The sequence below is a fragment of the Pseudoalteromonas atlantica genome, from assembly GCF_043641955.1.
Taxonomy (GTDB): domain Bacteria; phylum Pseudomonadota; class Gammaproteobacteria; order Enterobacterales; family Alteromonadaceae; genus Pseudoalteromonas; species Pseudoalteromonas atlantica_A.
Genome location: NZ_JBHZRV010000006.1, coordinates 67,401 through 85,428, shown reverse-complemented (window position 1 = coordinate 85,428; position 18,028 = coordinate 67,401). Strand labels below are relative to the sequence as shown.

Below are 18,028 nucleotides of genomic sequence, written 5' to 3'. Positions count from 1 at the left end.
TTGCTATTTTACCTAGCTAAGAGATGCTTTTGATTGCTGAACTAACTCAGCGTGTTAAAGTGATTAATAGCTAATATAAGAACGTTTTTCAAAGGTCATCCAGCCTCATGTTTAAGAAACTCCGTGGTATTTTTTCAAACGATCTATCGATCGACTTGGGTACAGCCAATACCCTTATTTATGTCAAAGATGAAGGCATAGTCCTTAATGAACCATCTGTTGTCGCTATTCGTCAAGAGCGTGCTGGTGGGCCTAAAAGTGTTGCCTCAGTTGGTACTGAAGCGAAGCAGATGCTAGGCCGTACGCCGGGTAACATTAAAGCTATTCGTCCAATGAAAGATGGTGTGATCGCCGACTTTTATGTGACTGAAAAAATGCTTCAGCACTTTATCAAGCAAGTCCATAATAATAACTTTATGCGTCCAAGCCCGCGCGTACTAATTTGTGTGCCATGCGGCGCCACTCAAGTTGAAAAGCGAGCAATTCGTGAATCAGCAATGGGTGCCGGTGCCCGTGAAGTTTATTTAATTGAAGAACCAATGGCCGCAGCAATAGGTGCAGGTTTACCAGTATCAGAAGCTACCGGTTCAATGGTGGTTGATATCGGTGGTGGTACCACTGAAGTTGCTATTATCTCATTGAATGGTGTGGTTTATTCATCATCTGTACGTATTGGTGGTGACAAATTTGATGAAGCAATCATTAATTATGTGCGTCGTAACTTTGGCAGCTTAATTGGTGAGGCTACCGCTGAAAATATTAAGCATCAAATTGGCTCAGCTTTTAAAACAGATGAACCTGTTGAGATTGAAGTGCGTGGTCGTAACCTTGCTGAAGGTGTACCGCGTTCGTTTACGCTTAATTCACATGAAATCTTAGAAGCATTACAAGAACCGTTAATGGGTATTGTAAGTGCTGTAATGGTAGCTCTTGAGCAGTCGCCTCCAGAGCTTGCATCAGATATCTCTGCAAAGGGTATGGTATTAACGGGCGGCGGCGCGTTACTAAAAGATTTAGATCGCTTATTAATGGAAGAAACCGGTATTCCTGTGGTTGTTGCTGATGACCCACTTACGTGCGTTGCTCGTGGTGGTGGTAAAGCACTTGAAATGATTGATATGCACGGTGGTGACGTATTTAGTTACGACTAATGAAGTTAATGTTTGGACGTACGGTTTCATTGCAACTGCGACTCTTTGTCGCAGTGCTTTTGAGTATCGTGTTGATTGTTGGCGATAAATATACCCAAGGTAGTACAACAGTACGTACTAGTTTAAATACGCTTGTCAGCCCATTAATTTATCTTGCCAACTTACCTTATGAAGTATTTAGTTTTGGTGCTAAAAGTTTACAAACCCGTGAGCAGCTACTAAGCGAAAATGAAGCGCTTAAACAAAAGCAGTTGCTGCAAAGTGAGCAGTTACAGCAATACCAATTTTTAACTAAAGAAAACCAGAAACTAAGAGCACTACTGGGCTCTTCAGCAAAGCAAGCCAACCGAAAAATTATCGCCCAAATTCTATCTGTGCATTCAAACCCATATAGCCATCAAGTGGTTATTAACCGAGGCGCGATTGATGGTTTAAGTGAAGGCCAAGCGGTTATTGATGAAATGGGGGTTGTTGGCCAATTAACTAAGGTTGGGTCAACAACGTCTCGTGTGTTGTTGATGACGGACACGACTCATGCAACACCCGTGCGTATTTTACGTAATGAAGTACGAACTGTCGTCGAAGGTATGGGCAAAATAAATCAAGTTAAACTGTCACATGTCCCCCACAGTTTAGATGTTCGTATAGGTGATGTATTGGTGACATCAGGGTTAGGTGGCACATTTCCAGAAGGCTACCCTGTTGCTATCGTTACAGAAATAAACCGTGATGAAGGCAGTCCTTTCGCTCAAGTATACGCTGAGCCTGTAGCTCAACTGGATCGCATACGATTACTGGTTGTTTTATGGCGTCAGCAGCAGGAGATTATTAGCAGTGAATAGCCGTCATAGCTTTTTGATCGGAGTGAGTATTTTCTTTGCTTTGATCATGTCGCTAATGCCTCTGCCTTTTACATTTGAGCCGTTTCGTCCTGATTGGGTGTTGTTGGTTTTAATGTATTGGTCATTGGCTGTTCCTCATCGATTAAATATTGGCACCGCATGGGTTGTTGGTTTATTGATTGATTTAGCATCGGGTTCGCCATTAGGTGTCAATTCACTCACCTTCTCTATTTGTATTTTTGTTACAGCCAGTAACTTTCAAAAAATTCGCAATTTTTCAATTTGGCAGCAAGCTATTTTAGTGGGCTTATTTTTAATGTTTTACCATCTCATGCAGTTTTGGCTAAATCATTTTTTAATGGACGTTTATTTTAACCCGCAGTATTTATGGCCTGTCGTTACAGGGATGCTAAGTTGGCCCTGGATTTTCTTATTATTACGCAAATATCGTCGCCATTTCAGGATTAGATAATGCAAAGTGCAATTTATTTAGCGTCGGCTTCCCCGCGGCGTAAAGAGCTGTTAACGCAGCTTGGTTATGAGTTTTCACAATTTAGTGTAGATGCAGATGAAAGCCAATTAGTTAACGAGCCTGCAGTCGACTATGTTGAACGTTTAGCATGTCTTAAAGCGCAAACTGGTGTTGCAATGGGTTATACTGATCGTCCTGTTCTTGGCAGCGATACAGTAGTCGTTATTGATGGGCAAGCGCTTGGCAAGCCGATTGATAAAGCTGATTTTATAACTACGATGCAGCGCCTATCTAATCGAACACACCAGGTGTTAACAGCCATTGCTTTTGCCACTCCAAACGATGTTATAAGCCAAGTTGTCACCACCGAAGTCACTTTTAAATCATTAAGTAATGATGAGCTAGAAAGTTATTGGCAAAGTGGCGAGCCAAAGGATAAAGCTGGCGGGTACGGTATTCAGGGGCTAGGAGGACGTTTTGTAACACATATTTCAGGTAGCTATTTTGCCGTAGTGGGCTTACCTTTATATGAGTGCGATAAATTATTAAGTGAATTTTTAAGTAGGTAACATGAGTATAGAATTACTAATTAACGTCACCCCAAGTGAAAGTCGTGTTGCCCTCATTGAGAACGGCGTACTGCAAGAAATTCAACTCGAGCGTATTGGCAATTTAGGCATCGTTGGTAATATTTACCTTGGTAAAATAAGTCGCGTACTGCCGGGTATGCAAGCTGCATTTGTCGATATAGGCCTTGAAAAAGCGGCATTTTTACATGCTTCAGATATTGTTAATAGCGCTTCAATCATTGAAGGTGTGGATGAGCAGCCAGTTAAAAAAGTCCAAGATATTCGCGAACTAGTGCGCCAAGGGCAATATATTATGGTGCAAGTGGTTAAAGATCCGTTAGGAACAAAAGGCGCACGCTTAACCACCGATATCACCATTCCATCACGCTACTTAGTGTTTATGCCAGACGCTACACATGTTGGGGTAAGCCAGCGCATTGAAACAGAAGAAGAACGCAGCCGGCTAAAAAATATTGTTGCAGACTATTCTGACGATGATGGAAGCTTTATTGTTCGCACAGCTGCTGAAGGTGCTAATGAGGCCGAGTTACGCCATGATGCTGCATTTTTAAAAAAGCTGTGGGAAAAAATAGTCACCAAGCGTAAAAAAACCAGTAAAGAGAGTATCCTGCACGAAGATCTAACGTTAGCGTTTCGTACTCTAAGAGATTACGTTGGTGAAGACATGGAGCGTATTCGGGTTGATTCTAAATTGACATACCATGAGCTCAAAGCATTCACAGAAGAGTTTGTGCCTATTCTGGCGGGCGCACTTGAATACTACCCAGGTGAACGACCTATTTTTGACTTGTTTGATGTTGAAAATGAAATTCAAAAAGCACTGCATAGAAAGGTTGAGCTCAAGTCAGGTGGTTATTTAATTATTGACCAAACAGAGGCAATGACGACTGTCGACGTTAACACGGGGGCATTTGTTGGTCACCGTAACCTTGAAGAAACTATTTTTAACACCAATGTTGAAGCAACATCAGCCATTGCGCGCCAGCTTAGGCTGCGAAACTTAGGCGGCATAATCATTATCGATTTTATTGATATGATCAGTGAAGAGCACAAGCGCAGAGTTTTACACTCCCTTGAATCTGCGCTTGGCAAAGATCGTGCTAAATCAAATATAAATGGTTTATCAGCACTGGGGTTAGTGGAAATGACCCGTAAGCGCACCCGTGAGAGCCTAGAGCATATACTATGTGATGTATGTCCTGCTTGTTCAGGGCGTGGCTCGCAAAAAACGGTTGAAACGGTTTGTTACGAGATCTTGCGAGAAATCGTGCGTGTTAACCGTGCTTATGCAGCCGATAAATTTATGGTTTATGCCGCTCCAGCGGTAAGTGAAGCATTGATAAACGACGAATATCATAACCTTGCTGAACTTGAGTTATTTATTGGTAAGCAAGTGAGCATTCAAACTGAGAGCCTCTACAGTCAAGAGCAGTTCGATGTGGTTATGATGTAATGAAAGCAAAAACGGTTTGTTTTTATTGTATTAGAAAGTTATGGCAAGTATTTGCTGTAACTCTAGTACTGCTGGCCGTTATTGTATCCGTTTTAAAATACACGCTTCCTTATGCGAACGATTATAAAGGTGACTTAGAGGGTTACCTTTATGAAAAGTTTGCAGTTAACTTATCTATTGGTGCAATTTCAGCAAGTTGGCAGGGTAAAGGCCCTGCCATTGTAATGGAAGAGATATCTTTTGAAGATAACACCACTTCACCTATAGCGCTGACAATAGCGAAAGCCAGCCTAGAGCTTAACCTGTGGGAAAGCATTAAAACTCAGCAATTAAAGTCTAATTACTTTGTCATCAATGGCTTTCATGCCAATGTAAACCTCCCTTCGCTGCTAGACTCAGGTGAAGGCGATGTTGCGTTTGAGCAAAAGGAGCTCATTGAGGGCTTGTTTTTAGGTGATACGGGTCATTTTGCAGTTGAAAATAGTAGCATCAACTTTTTAATGGGTGATGGTAAAGAACGTCGTTTAATTCTTGAAAATATAGTTTGGCAAAACAAACCGAAACAACATAGTGGTAGCGGTACATTAGCACTACCAGGTATCTCTGTCGGCACTTTTGACGCTCGAATTGCGCTAACAGGAAAAACGTTAGAAGCAATGGCAGGCGATATTTACGTCCAAGCAAGTCAAGTTGATATTTCCAAATGGGTGGCACAATACAGCAATAAAGACAAACATGAGTTGAAGTCAAACCTTAACCTAGAATCCTGGATGAGTATTGAAAAAGGCTTAATCACGGATGTTAAAGTTAAATGGCTACCTAGTTTTATAAATTGGCAGCAGGGCAATGAAGCAAAGCCTCATCAGTTAAGCATTAGTGAAGGCGGTTTTCATTTATTTCCATGGCAACAAGGCTGGCGATTAAAAAGTACAGGGTTAGCTGTGAATAGTTTGCAGCATAGCTGGCCGAACGTGAAGTTTGAAGCGCAGCTTGGCAAGCAAAAACAATTTTGGTTACAAGAGTTTGACCTTGATTTAGCCACTAAGTTAGCTCAGCTAAGTAACTTTTCAGTGTTAGACCCATTAATCACACGTGAGCCGAGTGGCGTAATAGATAAAGCCTATGCATTATTTAACTCTTCTGCAGATTGGCAGCTTTGGTTTGCGGCAGAGAATATCGGCTGGCTTTCTAATCAGGGAATCCCCGGGGCGAATGCACTGCGTATCGAAGGTAACCTAAATCAATCTCGTGGTCGGGTCAGCCTATTTGGCGAAAACAATGTACTTTTAACAGGCGATACATTTTCGCAGCCCATAAAGTACACTCAGCTCAATGTAGATATTGATGCATTTAATACTGCTCAAGGGTGGCATATAAGCAGTGATAACATATGGCTAGACAATGAAGAACTTACCCTAGCAGCAGAAATGAAGATTAGTATGGGTGAGCAGCCTAGGCTAGATTTGTACGCAGAGTTTTATGCTCCTGATGCAAGTATTGCTGGGCATTACTTTCCATTACCAGTAATGAGTGAAAACTTAGTCAGTTATTTAAATGGTGCGATAAAGCAAGGTGAACTAACTCAGGCGCAAGTACTGTTTTCAGGACCGCTGTCGGGCTTTCCATTTACGGACAAGTCAGGGCAATTTGAAGTATTGGCACAAATTGATAATGCAACTTATCAATTTACCCCTGATTGGCCTAGCGTAACGCAAGCAAGTGCAAAGCTTCATTTTGAAAACGAACGAATGGATATCTATACTCAGCAAGGTCAGTTGATTAATTTAGCGGTTGATAATAGCGTTCATGTAAGTATTGCTGACTTAATGAATGCTGACACCTTATCAGTTAAAATTAAAAAGCGTGCTGATGCACAATCTTTGTTACCTTTTTTCAAAGCGACTCCACTTGAGCAACCACTGGCCAATGTATTTTCAGTGATTCAAGGGCAAGGAAGTGCAAATGCTGATATAGAATTGACTGTTGATTTAAATGAGTTGGATGTTAATGCCAAAGGCGTTGTAACACTTAAAGATATGCCAATTTATCTGGCTCAGCCGGGTATACAATTATCAGCTGTGAACGGTAGGTTATACTTTAATGATGATCATGTTGCTTTAAAAAGCGCATCTGCAAACTGGCTAGGCATGCCTATTAAATTTGATTTTGATGGCAAAAACATCGGTGAAACCTACCGTGGTGAAATTAATATTGTTGCACAAATTGATGCAGACACTTTAATCGCAGAAGCGCAGGGTTTGTTTCAAGGTTACTTAAAGGGTGAAAGCGAACTTGCGATTGATGTCACATTAAACTTCTTGCCAACGGGTTTCAATTACCTCGCTGAAGTAAACTCACAACTCGTTGGCCTGACAAGTGAATTACCTGCACCTTATACTAAAAATGCTGAGCAACCATGGGAACTCAAGGCACAGGTCCAGGGTGATGATATATCTAATTTGATCACTGCAAATGTGAATGATCAGATTTACTTTAACGCTATTTTAGCCAATGCCAGCGCTAAGATGACGAATGCGCACCTAATTTTGGGGGAGCAGGACTTAGGGTTGAATAGAGAAGATTTTACTGTTTCTATAAATTTAGAGGAAACCCCACTACTGTCTTGGGTTACGCTGATTGATCAAATCATTGCTGTAAGCCAAGTTGAAACACAAAGTGAAGGCGTGCTCCCCCCATTAAAAGAGGTGGTGGGGCAAATAAACCGTTTAACAATTGCTGACATTGTTTTTAATGATTTTGAAATGCGGTTAAAACCTAAGTTAGATGAGCTTAATTTAAGGCTTAATGCAAAAGAGCTTCGCTCACAAATCAGTATTCCAATTAATCAAACTAGTCGCCCGATTCAAGTGAACAGTGATTATTTACGGTTAAACTTTCTTTCTAAACCAGATGAAGAGCCCACAGAGCAAGTTAACACAACTTCGGTTGAGGATTTAGCTTGGTTAAATAACATTCCTGCAATTGAGTTTAATTGTTTAGATTGTAAAGTAGATAGCTATCAACTGGATAATGTAAGTGCTTCCTTATTTGGCGATGGTACTCAGTTACTGATCCCAGAGCTTGTTATTGATAAAGGGGAGCATATTCTGCGTGCTAAAGGGCAGTGGAAAAATGGTCAAACACGCCTTAATGGTAATATGCAAAGTGATGACATAGGTGAGCTTTTTGATGAGTTTGATATTACCACCACGGTGAAGGACTCTGATGCCGACATTAACTTTGATTTAGCATGGCAAGGCGCACCGTATCAATTTGATATACCCACACTATCGGGTGATTTAGCATGGAACTTAGAGGATGGTCACCTTGCTGAAATAAGTGATGGCGGGGCACGTGTTTTTTCATTATTGAGTTTAGATTCGTTGGTTCGAAAACTTAAGCTCGATTTTAGAGACGTATTTTCTAAAGGCTTTTTCTACAACAGCTTTAAAGGAACAATGCAGTTAGATAAAGGGGTTGCTTATACCCAAGACACCAAAATGGATGGTGTTCCAGCTGATTTGACCATTAAAGGGCACACCAATTTAAATACCATGGAAATCAATTATGATTTAGCCGTTGCGCCACAGGTGACGTCAAGTATTCCGGTTATTGTTGCATGGATGGTAAACCCAGTGACGGGATTAGCGGCGTTAGCAATTGATAAGGTGATTCACTCTGCGCGTGTAATATCTGAGATCAACTTTAAAGTAACGGGCAGTATGAGCGACCCTGTTGTACAAGAGGTCGATAGGAAAAGTCGTGAAGTTGAACTTCCACAAGCCGCACAAAATCAACCTCAAAATGGCCCGCAAACACGTCAATTAAAACTTAAAGATGCAGCGGTAACGGCAACACAATGAATCATACATCCTCTTCACCGGGTCATATCATTGCGCTACAAATGTGTTCAGGCATTAATGCTCAGAATAACCTTGCCCAATTAGAGCAGCAGCTTTGTAGTTTACCCAGCACTCGCCCGTTGTTAGTGTGTTTACCTGAAAGCTTTTTAGTTTTTGCCAAATCCGGCGATGATACTCTTGCTGTAGCCCAACAAAGTGAAGCATATCAGGCACAATTGAGCCAGCTTTGTTGTAAGTACGATATTTGGCTAGCGGCAGGCACACTGCCTATCGAGACTGATAACGCTAAGTATTATGCTGCATCTTTACTATTTAATAGCCAAGGTGAAGTGATTGCACGCTACAATAAAATTCACTTATTTGATGTCGATGTGTCAGATGGTACCGGCGCTTATCGCGAATCAACCTTTACGCAAGCGGGTAATGATGTAGTGGTGGTTGATACGCCATTTGGCAAAATAGGCTTAGCAGTATGTTATGATCTACGCTTTAGTGGACTGTTTAGTGCATTACAGCGTGCAGGAGCAGAAATCATATTAGTGCCCAGTGCGTTTACAACAGTAACGGGGGCTGCTCATTGGCAGCCACTTTTAACAGCGCGAGCGATAGAAACGCAAAGTTATGTTATTGCTGCAGCACAAACTGGGCAGCATGAAAATGGTCGCGCTACTTACGGTCATAGTTTAATTATTTCTCCTTGGGGTGACGTCCTCAGTGAGCTTAAAAATGGCACGGGATATATTGGTTGCCAACCCAACTTATCCCAACTACATGCCATTAGACGAGATATGCCTGTGCAATCTCACCAACGATTTAGAGAGCATTTATTATGAACACGGTTGAACAGCATTTATTACACGACAGCCAGCTAAATCGAGAAGAACTCGAGAAAACGCTTAGCTTTATTCATCAACACAACGTTGATTACGCCGATTTATATTTTCAGTCAAGCCACCATGAGTCATGGGTATTAGAAGATGGCTTAGTTAAAGAAGGCTCTTACAATGTTGAGCGTGGTGTAGGTGTGCGAGCAGTAAGCGGCGAGAAAACAGGCTTTTCATACTCAGATGCAATAAATTTAGAAGCGCTAAATAAAGCAGCAACTGCGGCACGTAGTATTGCCGATGCAGGCGAAAATAAAGCCATTCAAGTATTTAGTGATGTTGCTGCAAAAGAGCAGTTCGCGCCACATCAACCTATTCAAAGTATGAGTGACAACGATAAAGTAAGCTTATTACGCGAACTTGAAAACTATATTCGTGAACTTGCACCTGATGCACAGCAAGTGATTAGCTCGATGTCGGCAGTATATGAAGAAGTATTAATTGCTGCCAGTGATGGTACATTTGCCACAGATATCCGCCCGCTGATCCGTTTAAATTGTTCTGTATTACTAGAGAAAAACGGCCGCCGTGAACGTGGCGGTGCTGGTGGCGGTGCACGTTTAGATTATGGTTATTTTAAAGAACTAGAAGATGGTAAGCCCCGTTGGATGGGCTTTGCAGAAGAAGCGGTACGCCAAGCTAAAGTAAACCTAGAAGCTATTGACGCTCCAGCAGGTACAATGGAAGTGGTACTTGGTGCAGGTTGGCCGGGTGTATTACTGCATGAAGCAGTAGGTCATGGCTTAGAAGGCGACTTTAACCGTAAAGGTGCCTCTGCGTTTAGTGGTAAAGTTGGCGAAAAGGTAGCGTCTGAGCTTTGTACTGTGGTTGATGATGGCACTATTGCCGATCGCCGTGGATCATTGAATGTAGATGATGAAGGTACACCTGCGGCTTATAATGTACTTATCGAAAACGGTATTTTAAAAGGCTATATGCAAGATAAGATGAACGCGCGTTTGATGGGCGTAAACCCAACAGGTAACGCCCGTCGTGAATCATACGCGCATTTACCTATGCCTCGCATGACTAACACTTACATGTTAGGCGGCGAGCACAGCCAAGCTGATATTATCAGCACGGTTAAAAAAGGTATTTTTGCGCCAAACTTTGGTGGCGGCCAAGTAGATATTACCTCAGGTAAGTTTGTATTTAGTGCCTCAGAGGCTTACTTAATTGAGAACGGTAAAATCACCCAGCCAATTAAAGGTGCAACATTAATTGGTAATGGCCCTGAGGTTATGCAACAAATTTCTATGGTAGGTAATGATTTAGCCCTTGATAAAGGCGTAGGTGTTTGTGGTAAAGACGGTCAAAGTGTACCAGTGGGTGTTGGCCAACCAAGCCTGAAAATAGATAACCTAACAGTAGGTGGCACTGCTTAACAGTATTCTGTTTGATAAAAACCTTGAGAGCTCGTGCTTTCAAGGTTTTATTTTGTCGGCTGTTTATTGTTTTGAGGTTAAATTTGCTGCTGAAAAAAATCCATAAATGCGACAACTTGGCGTGGCTGAAATTGCCTCGATGGGTAAAGAAACTGCAAGCCAATCTGTTGTTTATCTTTATTACTAAAACCGAGAATATAGTCATCAAGTAGCGTCACTAAATTACCCTTAGTTAGATCATCACTAATATCTACCATTGATTTTAGAGCAACCCCAGCACCATCAATTGCCCACTGTCTGATCACCGCACCATCACTGCTACTCATAGCCACAGGTACGCGAATTACCTGATCTTTAAAATGCCAATCATTCATCGATTGACCAAATCGCTCCATAACTAAGCAGCGATGATTTAATAAATCGCTTGGTTGCAAAGGTTGGCCATGTATTTTTAAATATTCAGCTGAGGCGCATAACACGCGTTTATTGGCTTTGATCATTCGGCTAATCAAATTGCTATCGGGTAAGTTTCCAAAGCGAATAGCAATATCAATACCTTCTTCAACTAAATTAACTAAGCCATCGGTTAAATGCAGGTGTGGTTTAACTTGTGGGTTTTGTGCTAAAAATTTAGCTATTGCAGGGGCAACAAACTGTTTACCAAAGTCAGAGGGTGCGGTTATTTTGAGACTACCCGAAAGGGTGTTTTTACTAAGCTGAATACTTTGCTCTGTGGCATCAATTTCAGCAATTACTCTTAAACAGCCTTGATAAAATTGTTCTCCAGCCTCGGTCAATTTAATACTGCGAGTATTACGTATTAAGAGTCGGGTTTGATAGTGATTTTCAAGCTGGTTGATACGTGCCGTCATACTCGCTGGCGATAAACCAATTTTTCGCCCAGCTGCAGCAAGCCCGCCAGAGCGCACCACATGAACAAAAAGCTGCATATCATCAATCTTAGCCATCGTTCCTCACTCTTTATAATTCAGTATTAATGAATAGTGTTTTTGATATTAACTCAATTATAAAATTTAAGTAAATAGTTAAACTGGTTGTACTCATTATCAACAGAGAAAGTTTATGCGTTTAGATCATGTATTAATTTCTAGTTGTGATTACCAGGCGATGCGACAGTTCTTTATTAATTCAGTTGGGCTAAGTGAAGGGTATCGTCCGCCTTTTCCTTTCGAGGGGGCATGGTTATACGGTAGCGATAACGTTGCTTTGATTCATCTGGTTAATGCCGCGGGCAATAAAGCGCAACAGGGTTACTTATCAGCATTAAACAGCAAAATCCAAGGCCAAGGAGTGGTAGATCACATTGCCATTCGTAGCATAGGTTATCAAGGATTGAAAAGTCGCTTAGCGCAAACCGGGATAAGTTATTTCGAGCGAACCGTGCCAGAGCTACTAGAGCACCAAGTATTTATCCAAGGGCCTGAAGAGATGAAGGTCGAAATGCTATTTAGCAGTGATGAAGTTTAATTTAAATCCAGATAAACATTATTTATAAGAGAGTTAGTTATGTCTATAGAATCCTTATTTGAAGCTAAAACCCTCGGTGGCATGGTCACTCAAAATAGAATTGTGATGGCACCTATGACCCGTTCGCGAACTGCGCAACCGGGTGATATTCCCACTGAACTGATGGCCACTTATTATGCGCAGCGTGCAACTGCGGGGCTGATTATTTCTGAAGCAACACAAATTTCTGCTCAGGGCAAAGGTTACTCATTTACGCCAGGTATTTACACGCAAGAACAAATTGAAGGTTGGAAGCAAGTAACACAGGCCGTGCACAAAGAAGGCGGTAAAATATTTTTACAACTTTGGCACGTTGGCAGAATGTCGCACTCTTCATTTCATCATGATGGAACGCCAGTTGCCCCATCTGCACTTGCTCCAGATGCACAAGTTTGGGTGGTAGGCGATGATGGAGAAGGACGGATGCTTGACTGCCCAACCCCACGAGCCCTAAGTGTTAAAGAAATTAAAGAAATAGTAAATGATTATAAGCAAGCGGCAATTAACGCGATTGAGGCTGGTTTTGATGGCGTTGAAATACATGGAGGTAACGGGTATTTAATTGATCAGTTTTTAAGACGTTCAGCAAATAAACGCACAGATGAATATGGCGGTAGCCAAGAAAACCGTATTCGTTTTGCCTGTGAAATTATTAGCGCAATTAGTAATGCCATTGGAGCTCATAAAGTGGGTGTTAGATTAGCGCCTTTTATCACTCAGCGTGGTATGGATGACAGTGAAGCAATTGACACTATTTTATTAGCTGCAAAGCAATTTGAGCAAACTGGTATTGCGTATATTCATCTTGCCGAAGCGGACTGGGACGATGCACCTAGTGTAACACCAGAGTTTAGAGCCGCACTTCGTCAGTATTTTAGTGGCGCGATTATTGTTGCCGGTAATTATACCGAGCATTCAGGTGCGCAGCTTATTGAACAAGGCCTTGTTGATTATATTGCATTTGGCCGTCGTTTTATTGCCAACCCAGACTTACCGTATCGTATTCAAGAGCAACTGCCACTAAATACCATTAGCGATGGTAGTACATTGTTTGGCGGTACAGCCAAAGGTTATACCGATTACCCTGCTTATCAAAAGTAGTTTTTTTTAACTGAGAATATAAGGATTAAAAATGGTTAATTTTTCAAAGTCAGCATTTACATTACTGATCAGCGGGCTGTTTAGTAGTGCAAGTTTTGCGGCTGAATTTAGTTTATCGAGTCCTGACTTACAGCCAGGGAAAGCAATAAAAAGTGAGCAATATTGGAACAGCTTTGGTTGTCAGGGAAGTAATATTAGGCCACGACTTAAATGGCAAAATGCGCCTAAGAAAACCAAAAGCTTTGCCGTGACAATGTATGATAATAACGCACCAACGGGCAGTGGTTTTTGGCATTGGCTGGTACATGATATTCCTCTGACTAGTAACTCACTATCTTCAACGTTTTTGCCCGAAGAAGCCATTGAAGGTAATACAGATATGGGTAAGCCCGGATACTTTGGACCATGTCCACCGGAAGGGCGCAAGCATAGTTACACTTTCAAAGTATATGCCCTAGATGTCGAGGAATTAGCTGTTCCGAAGGGGGCAACAAGTGCACTGACAGGGTTTTTCTTACACCAGCACTCTTTACAAACAGCCGAGATCACAGTAACGGCTGGACCGCGTTAGGAGATAAAAATGAAGGCTTTACCTTTACTCATTCTTTTAATGGCACTGTGCAGCAGTAGGCTGTTAAGTGCGGCCCCCTTATCTGAGAAATCAGATTATTGGCCTGATGATGCACAACTAGTGATTTCTATTTCAATGCAATTTGAAGCAACGGCACAAGGTAGCTCTGATGCAGGGCCGTTTCCTCAAATAGAGCAGGGTTATCACGATACGATTTCGCCTACTTGGTATCAGTATGGGATGAATGAAGGGATTCCGCGATTACTTGACCTATGGGATAAACATAATATTAAAGTTACCTCTCATATGGTGGGCAGGGCTGTGGAATTAAATCCAGCACTTGCTAAAGAAGTGGTTTCACGAGGGCATGAAGCATCGGGGCACGGCCAAACATGGACACCACAATATTCGATGACTGTTGAACAAGAGCGCGCTTCATATATTAAAAGTGCAGATATTATCGAAAAAGTGACAGGCATGCGGCCGGTTGGCTTTAATGCATTTTGGATGAGGCACTCAAAAAATACACTTACACTTTTGCAAGAACTAGGGTTTATTTATCATATTGATGACCTCTCGCGTGATGAGCCTTCGTTTATGCCAGTAAATAACGAGCCTTTTATGGTTGTACCTTATACATTTCGTAATAACGACATTGTGCGCTATTCAGGAAGCACAGCCATGACGGCTCGAGCGTACTTGCAAGAATTAAAGGATGAGTTTGATGTGTTATACGCAGAGGGAAAACACAGAAGACGGATGATGTCGATTAGTGCTCATGACCGTATTGCAGGCACACCAGCACGGGTAAAAGCGCTTGATGATTTTATCCAGTATGCAAAACAGCATGCAGGTGTTAAGTTCATGCGAAAAGACAACATAGCCCGTTGGATAATGAAGAAAAATAATGCGCCAACTAACCCAGCACGCATATTTAAATAGAGGAGCCTAGTATATGGTTGTTTATTAAACGCCATAAATATGTGGCTGGTTGTTTGTTTTTGAGTCTATTGTGCGCTATTAGTATCTATTTGCAGGGTGGTTATATTGATAAGAATAGCATGTTAGTAGAAGCGTTTTCTTAATACTATTATTTTGGCTTTTCTTTGTGTTGTCAGTAATTATCTTTTTAATCATGAAGTTGCAATGTCAAAGTGCGATGATTGAAAAATTTAATATCTAGTTACACTTTCACTGTTTTCTTTGCCTGAATGGTAATACAAAATGGGAACGTACTTAACCCATGATATCTTAGGAAATTAAATGTCTTATCGCTTTTTATTTTTGTTGTTTTTCATATCGCTATCAGGGTGTACTTCTTTGTCGCAAGATGAATGCTTGCAAGCGAATTGGCAGCAGCTAGGTTATAACCATGGTATGCAAGGGTACAGTTTAGAAAAAGGCCAAGAGATAGTATCTTCTTGTCGTGAATTTGGTGTAACCCCTCAATTCAATGAATACCAAGTAAGCTACCAACAAGGGCTCGCTGTGTATTGCGAACCTGAAAATGGTTTTACATTGGGAATACGCGGCGAATCATATAATGGTGTTTGTAATAACACCCAGTTTAGAAAAGCATGGCAAGAGGGTAATGATCGTTATCAGCTTGAGGAAAGAAAAGCTGAAATAGAACAGCGACTTGATGAAATAGATTGGCGACTTAATACCATTAGGGATGAATTGGGTGCCGAAACTGTTGGCAGTAATGAACGTAAAGAGCTGCATCGGGAACGAAAAATGTTAGATGATGAGCGTAATGACTTAATAAGAGAAAGAACACTACTACCATTACTTAACAAGCTTCCCTCATTTCATATTGAGTATGAATTATAATTTACTAAATTAACTTTATTGGAGTTGCTATGAAATTTTTATCAGTGTTGACTGTGTTTTTACTCTTAGCAGGGTGTGCATCACAAGAAGTAAAAGATGGCTATGAGAATGGGGTTTATGCAGAGCATGAGTGTCTAGGTGGTGAAGTTGAGACTGACTACAACTATACAATCTTTAGTTCTGACGAAGATGAAATTAATAAAAGCACGGTTCAATCAACTTGTCAGCCAGTAAAAACTGAAACTGAGTTTGAGCGAGATCTTAGAACAGGCGGTTAGCATTCAAAGCTTTACTCACTTTATTTTTAATCAAGTGAGTAAAGCTATACCTGTATACCCAAACCACCTCAAGATGCGAGTTTCAGTTGGAATTAAAAGCGATTTAGGCAAGGCATTGATTGCAAATAATAGTGGTTCTATTGTTAAAATTAATAACGCAGTATAAATCGCTTTTAAACCAACCCGTTGGGCGTTTCACAGGAACTTACTCTCAGCGTTGTTACTTCTTAAAAGGGATGGCCATTCTTGCAAAGTAACGCCTTGATATTAAGCCCCTGTGAAACGCTGAATTCTGCATCTTGAGGTGGCTTGGGTATATAACGGCAAGGTTTAACTTATTGGCTTAAGTAATTGTGTTATTTGGGGAGTTACTACTTTCTTGCTTTGCGGCTTCACTGTACCAAAGCTCCATAAAAAAGGCTGTAAGCTTATGCTCTATTTCTAGTGCTTTTTCAGTTGGGCAAAAAAGTGTAAAACTCGCCTTAAATTCACCTAATTCTGTGGTGCTAAAATGTATTTCTGGCTCCGGGCCTGAAATTTTAGCATCTAATTTCCTTTCAATTATTGAGTTGTAACGCCCTGCCACATCCTCAAATTCCTCACAATACTCTTTTGCCTTCTCAGTTAAAGTGGCATAGATAGGATACGGGTTAAAACTCTCCTTACGCACAATATTAAAATGATGTGTAGTAAAGCGTTTTACAAAGTTTAAGTTTTTAATCGGGTTAGTAATTAGTTTATTATTCGGAATATAAATGGTTTTGCGAGAAAACTGATAAGTATGCATGTCAATTTCATGCATAGTAGTTTTTATCCAATCAGTTTCAGCAATTTCACCATAATACTCACCAACCTGCACCCAATCGCCAACCCGAAAAGGGCGAGTCGTCACTAAGTAAAAAAAGCCAATTACACACTGAATAAACTCTCTTGTTGCCAGCACAATAGCAACGGCAAATGCGGCAATTGATAGCGCAAAGTTTTGAATTTATGTTGACCACACGAATAATAACAGCAACACCATTACTAAGTTTATAAAGTGTTTTATATTATGTGAGATATAGCGAATATCTTTTTCTTTTTTTTGCGCTTTATGGCGCGCAAATCTGTCGACTAGCGCTTTAAGACTAAACGCAATAGTGATTATTGCCAATGAAATAAGTACCGGATGGAGCAGAATATCAGTGTTCATAAATTCCTAATTGATGAAGGCAGCGTTAATAAAAATAACACACCAGAATATTAGCTAAATTTTGCAGATTTAACTACGCTAGAACAGTAATAAAGTGGCTAAATCGTTATATGTTTATCAACTAATTAGCATCCAAATACCCGCAGCTATCATAAATAAATTCTCACTAAGGGAAATAAAGCCCAGCGGCACATTACTGTCACCGCCAACGCACACACATTTCAGCTCACGTTTATCGATATACACAGCTTTAAATACTGACACCGCACCAATACCACCAATAAATAACGAGAACGGCGCCACCGCTAAGGCCGGAAGTTTGGCTACCATAGCGATGGCAACATAGGCTTCGATAAAAGGATAAACATAAGCATAAGGCAAAACGCGCATGGCAAGTAAGTCATAGGTAATAAATGAGTTTGAGAAGCTGTATAAGTCTTGCAGCTTTTGAATGGCTAAAACTGCCATCGATAGTGCAATGAACAGCATTAAGTTTTGCATAGACAATAAAGCGTCGCCACTGGTATAGCTAAACCCGCAGCTGAGTAATAGTGTGACCGCAAAAATAGCTAACACTGGGGTGTAAGTTGTCCCTTGTTGACCCGCTTTGGGCAGATTGAAAAAGTCGCGTAAATCATCGTACCCACCTATACGTTTATCATCAATAAAAGTTTGCGGCGTGGTTTTTACATCATGCTGATGTTTGAAATCATCGGTTTGTGTGCGGTTAGTAAGGTGGCGATCATCAACATCGTAGCCATTACGCGCTAACAAATCTTTTGATTTCAAACCAAACGGGCAAATATGCTCATCGGTTACCATGCGATATAAAATTGCAGACTTAGACATAGTGCCTCCTTGTAAAATGTAAAGCTGACTACGTAAT

Annotated in this window: 16 protein-coding genes and 1 pseudogene; 14 read left to right on the top strand and 3 right to left on the bottom strand. The window is 41.0% G+C overall.

The window, feature by feature from the left end:
- The first annotated feature begins 107 nt into the window (after positions 1-107).
- From ACHUE3_RS13040 to tldD, 8 genes are read left to right on the top strand one after another with little or no spacing between them, the layout of a single operon-like run.
- Entirely contained in the window at positions 108-1,151 is a 1,044-nt protein-coding gene (locus ACHUE3_RS13040) for a rod shape-determining protein (protein ID WP_058560919.1), read from the top strand.
- The gene (mreC, locus tag ACHUE3_RS13035) at positions 1,151-1,993 is read left to right on the top strand and encodes a rod shape-determining protein MreC (RefSeq protein ID WP_394192839.1); all 843 of its coding nucleotides are present in this window, start codon (positions 1,151-1,153) and stop codon (positions 1,991-1,993) included. The genes ACHUE3_RS13040 and mreC overlap by 1 nt, the downstream gene beginning before the upstream one ends.
- Positions 1,986-2,465 carry a rod shape-determining protein MreD gene (gene mreD, locus ACHUE3_RS13030; RefSeq protein WP_394192838.1) on the top strand — a complete coding sequence of 160 codons (480 nt, stop codon included), beginning with the start codon at positions 1,986-1,988 and terminating at the stop codon, positions 2,463-2,465. Before mreC ends, mreD begins: the two co-directional genes overlap by 8 nt.
- Positions 2,465-3,034 (top strand): Maf family protein, encoded by a 570-nt coding sequence (locus ACHUE3_RS13025; protein ID WP_394192837.1) that lies wholly within the window; start codon positions 2,465-2,467, stop codon positions 3,032-3,034. Before mreD ends, ACHUE3_RS13025 begins: the two co-directional genes overlap by 1 nt.
- 1 nt (position 3,035) lies before the next feature.
- On the top strand, positions 3,036-4,508 hold the full coding sequence (gene rng, locus ACHUE3_RS13020; RefSeq protein ID WP_394192836.1) for a ribonuclease G: 1,473 nt from the start codon (positions 3,036-3,038) through the stop codon (positions 4,506-4,508).
- Positions 4,508-8,371, top strand: coding sequence for a YhdP family protein (locus ACHUE3_RS13015; protein ID WP_394192835.1), 3,864 nt, complete (start codon positions 4,508-4,510; stop codon positions 8,369-8,371). The genes rng and ACHUE3_RS13015 overlap by 1 nt, the downstream gene beginning before the upstream one ends.
- The gene (locus ACHUE3_RS13010) at positions 8,368-9,204 is read left to right on the top strand and encodes a carbon-nitrogen hydrolase family protein (RefSeq protein ID WP_394192834.1); all 837 of its coding nucleotides are present in this window, start codon (positions 8,368-8,370) and stop codon (positions 9,202-9,204) included. The genes ACHUE3_RS13015 and ACHUE3_RS13010 overlap by 4 nt, the downstream gene beginning before the upstream one ends.
- The gene (tldD, locus tag ACHUE3_RS13005) at positions 9,201-10,640 is read left to right on the top strand and encodes a metalloprotease TldD (protein WP_394192833.1); all 1,440 of its coding nucleotides are present in this window, start codon (positions 9,201-9,203) and stop codon (positions 10,638-10,640) included. Before ACHUE3_RS13010 ends, tldD begins: the two co-directional genes overlap by 4 nt.
- A gap of 77 nt (positions 10,641-10,717) precedes the next feature.
- Here tldD and ACHUE3_RS13000 read toward each other — a convergent pair whose 3' ends face one another.
- Complete coding sequence (locus ACHUE3_RS13000) at positions 10,718-11,608, bottom strand: LysR family transcriptional regulator (RefSeq protein ID WP_394192832.1); 891 nt, start codon at positions 11,606-11,608, stop codon at positions 10,718-10,720.
- A gap of 115 nt (positions 11,609-11,723) precedes the next feature.
- Here ACHUE3_RS13000 and ACHUE3_RS12995 point away from each other — a divergent pair, with 115 nt between their 5' ends.
- The 6 genes from ACHUE3_RS12995 (at position 11,724) to ACHUE3_RS12970 (ending at position 15,950) form a co-directional block, all read left to right on the top strand.
- Positions 11,724-12,128, top strand: a complete 405-nt coding sequence (locus ACHUE3_RS12995) for a VOC family protein (RefSeq protein WP_394192831.1) — start codon at positions 11,724-11,726, stop codon at positions 12,126-12,128.
- Between the two features lie 39 nt (positions 12,129-12,167).
- Positions 12,168-13,268: an alkene reductase gene (locus ACHUE3_RS12990; protein WP_394192830.1), complete on the top strand. Its 1,101-nt coding sequence runs from the start codon at positions 12,168-12,170 to the stop codon at positions 13,266-13,268.
- A gap of 31 nt (positions 13,269-13,299) precedes the next feature.
- A complete protein-coding gene (locus ACHUE3_RS12985) occupies positions 13,300-13,839 on the top strand; it encodes a YbhB/YbcL family Raf kinase inhibitor-like protein (RefSeq protein WP_394192829.1) in 540 nt (179 codons plus the stop codon).
- A 39-nt stretch (positions 13,840-13,878) separates the two neighbouring features.
- Positions 13,879-14,781, top strand: coding sequence for a polysaccharide deacetylase family protein (locus ACHUE3_RS12980; RefSeq protein WP_394192986.1), 903 nt, complete (start codon positions 13,879-13,881; stop codon positions 14,779-14,781).
- Positions 14,782-15,102: 321 nt separating this feature from the next.
- Positions 15,103-15,672 carry a DUF2799 domain-containing protein gene (locus ACHUE3_RS12975; RefSeq protein WP_394192828.1) on the top strand — a complete coding sequence of 190 codons (570 nt, stop codon included), beginning with the start codon at positions 15,103-15,105 and terminating at the stop codon, positions 15,670-15,672.
- 29 nt (positions 15,673-15,701) lie between these two features.
- A complete protein-coding gene (locus ACHUE3_RS12970) occupies positions 15,702-15,950 on the top strand; it encodes a hypothetical protein (RefSeq protein ID WP_394192827.1) in 249 nt (82 codons plus the stop codon).
- Between the two features lie 343 nt (positions 15,951-16,293).
- Here ACHUE3_RS12970 and ACHUE3_RS12965 read toward each other — a convergent pair.
- Together ACHUE3_RS12965 and ACHUE3_RS12960 are read right to left on the bottom strand one after the other, a co-directional pair.
- Positions 16,294-17,142: pseudogene (locus tag ACHUE3_RS12965) on the bottom strand (mechanosensitive ion channel family protein).
- 117 nt (positions 17,143-17,259) lie between these two features.
- Positions 17,260-17,991 carry a MauE/DoxX family redox-associated membrane protein gene (locus ACHUE3_RS12960; protein ID WP_394192826.1) on the bottom strand — a complete coding sequence of 244 codons (732 nt, stop codon included), beginning with the start codon at positions 17,989-17,991 and terminating at the stop codon, positions 17,260-17,262.
- Positions 17,992-18,028 lie beyond the last annotated feature (37 nt).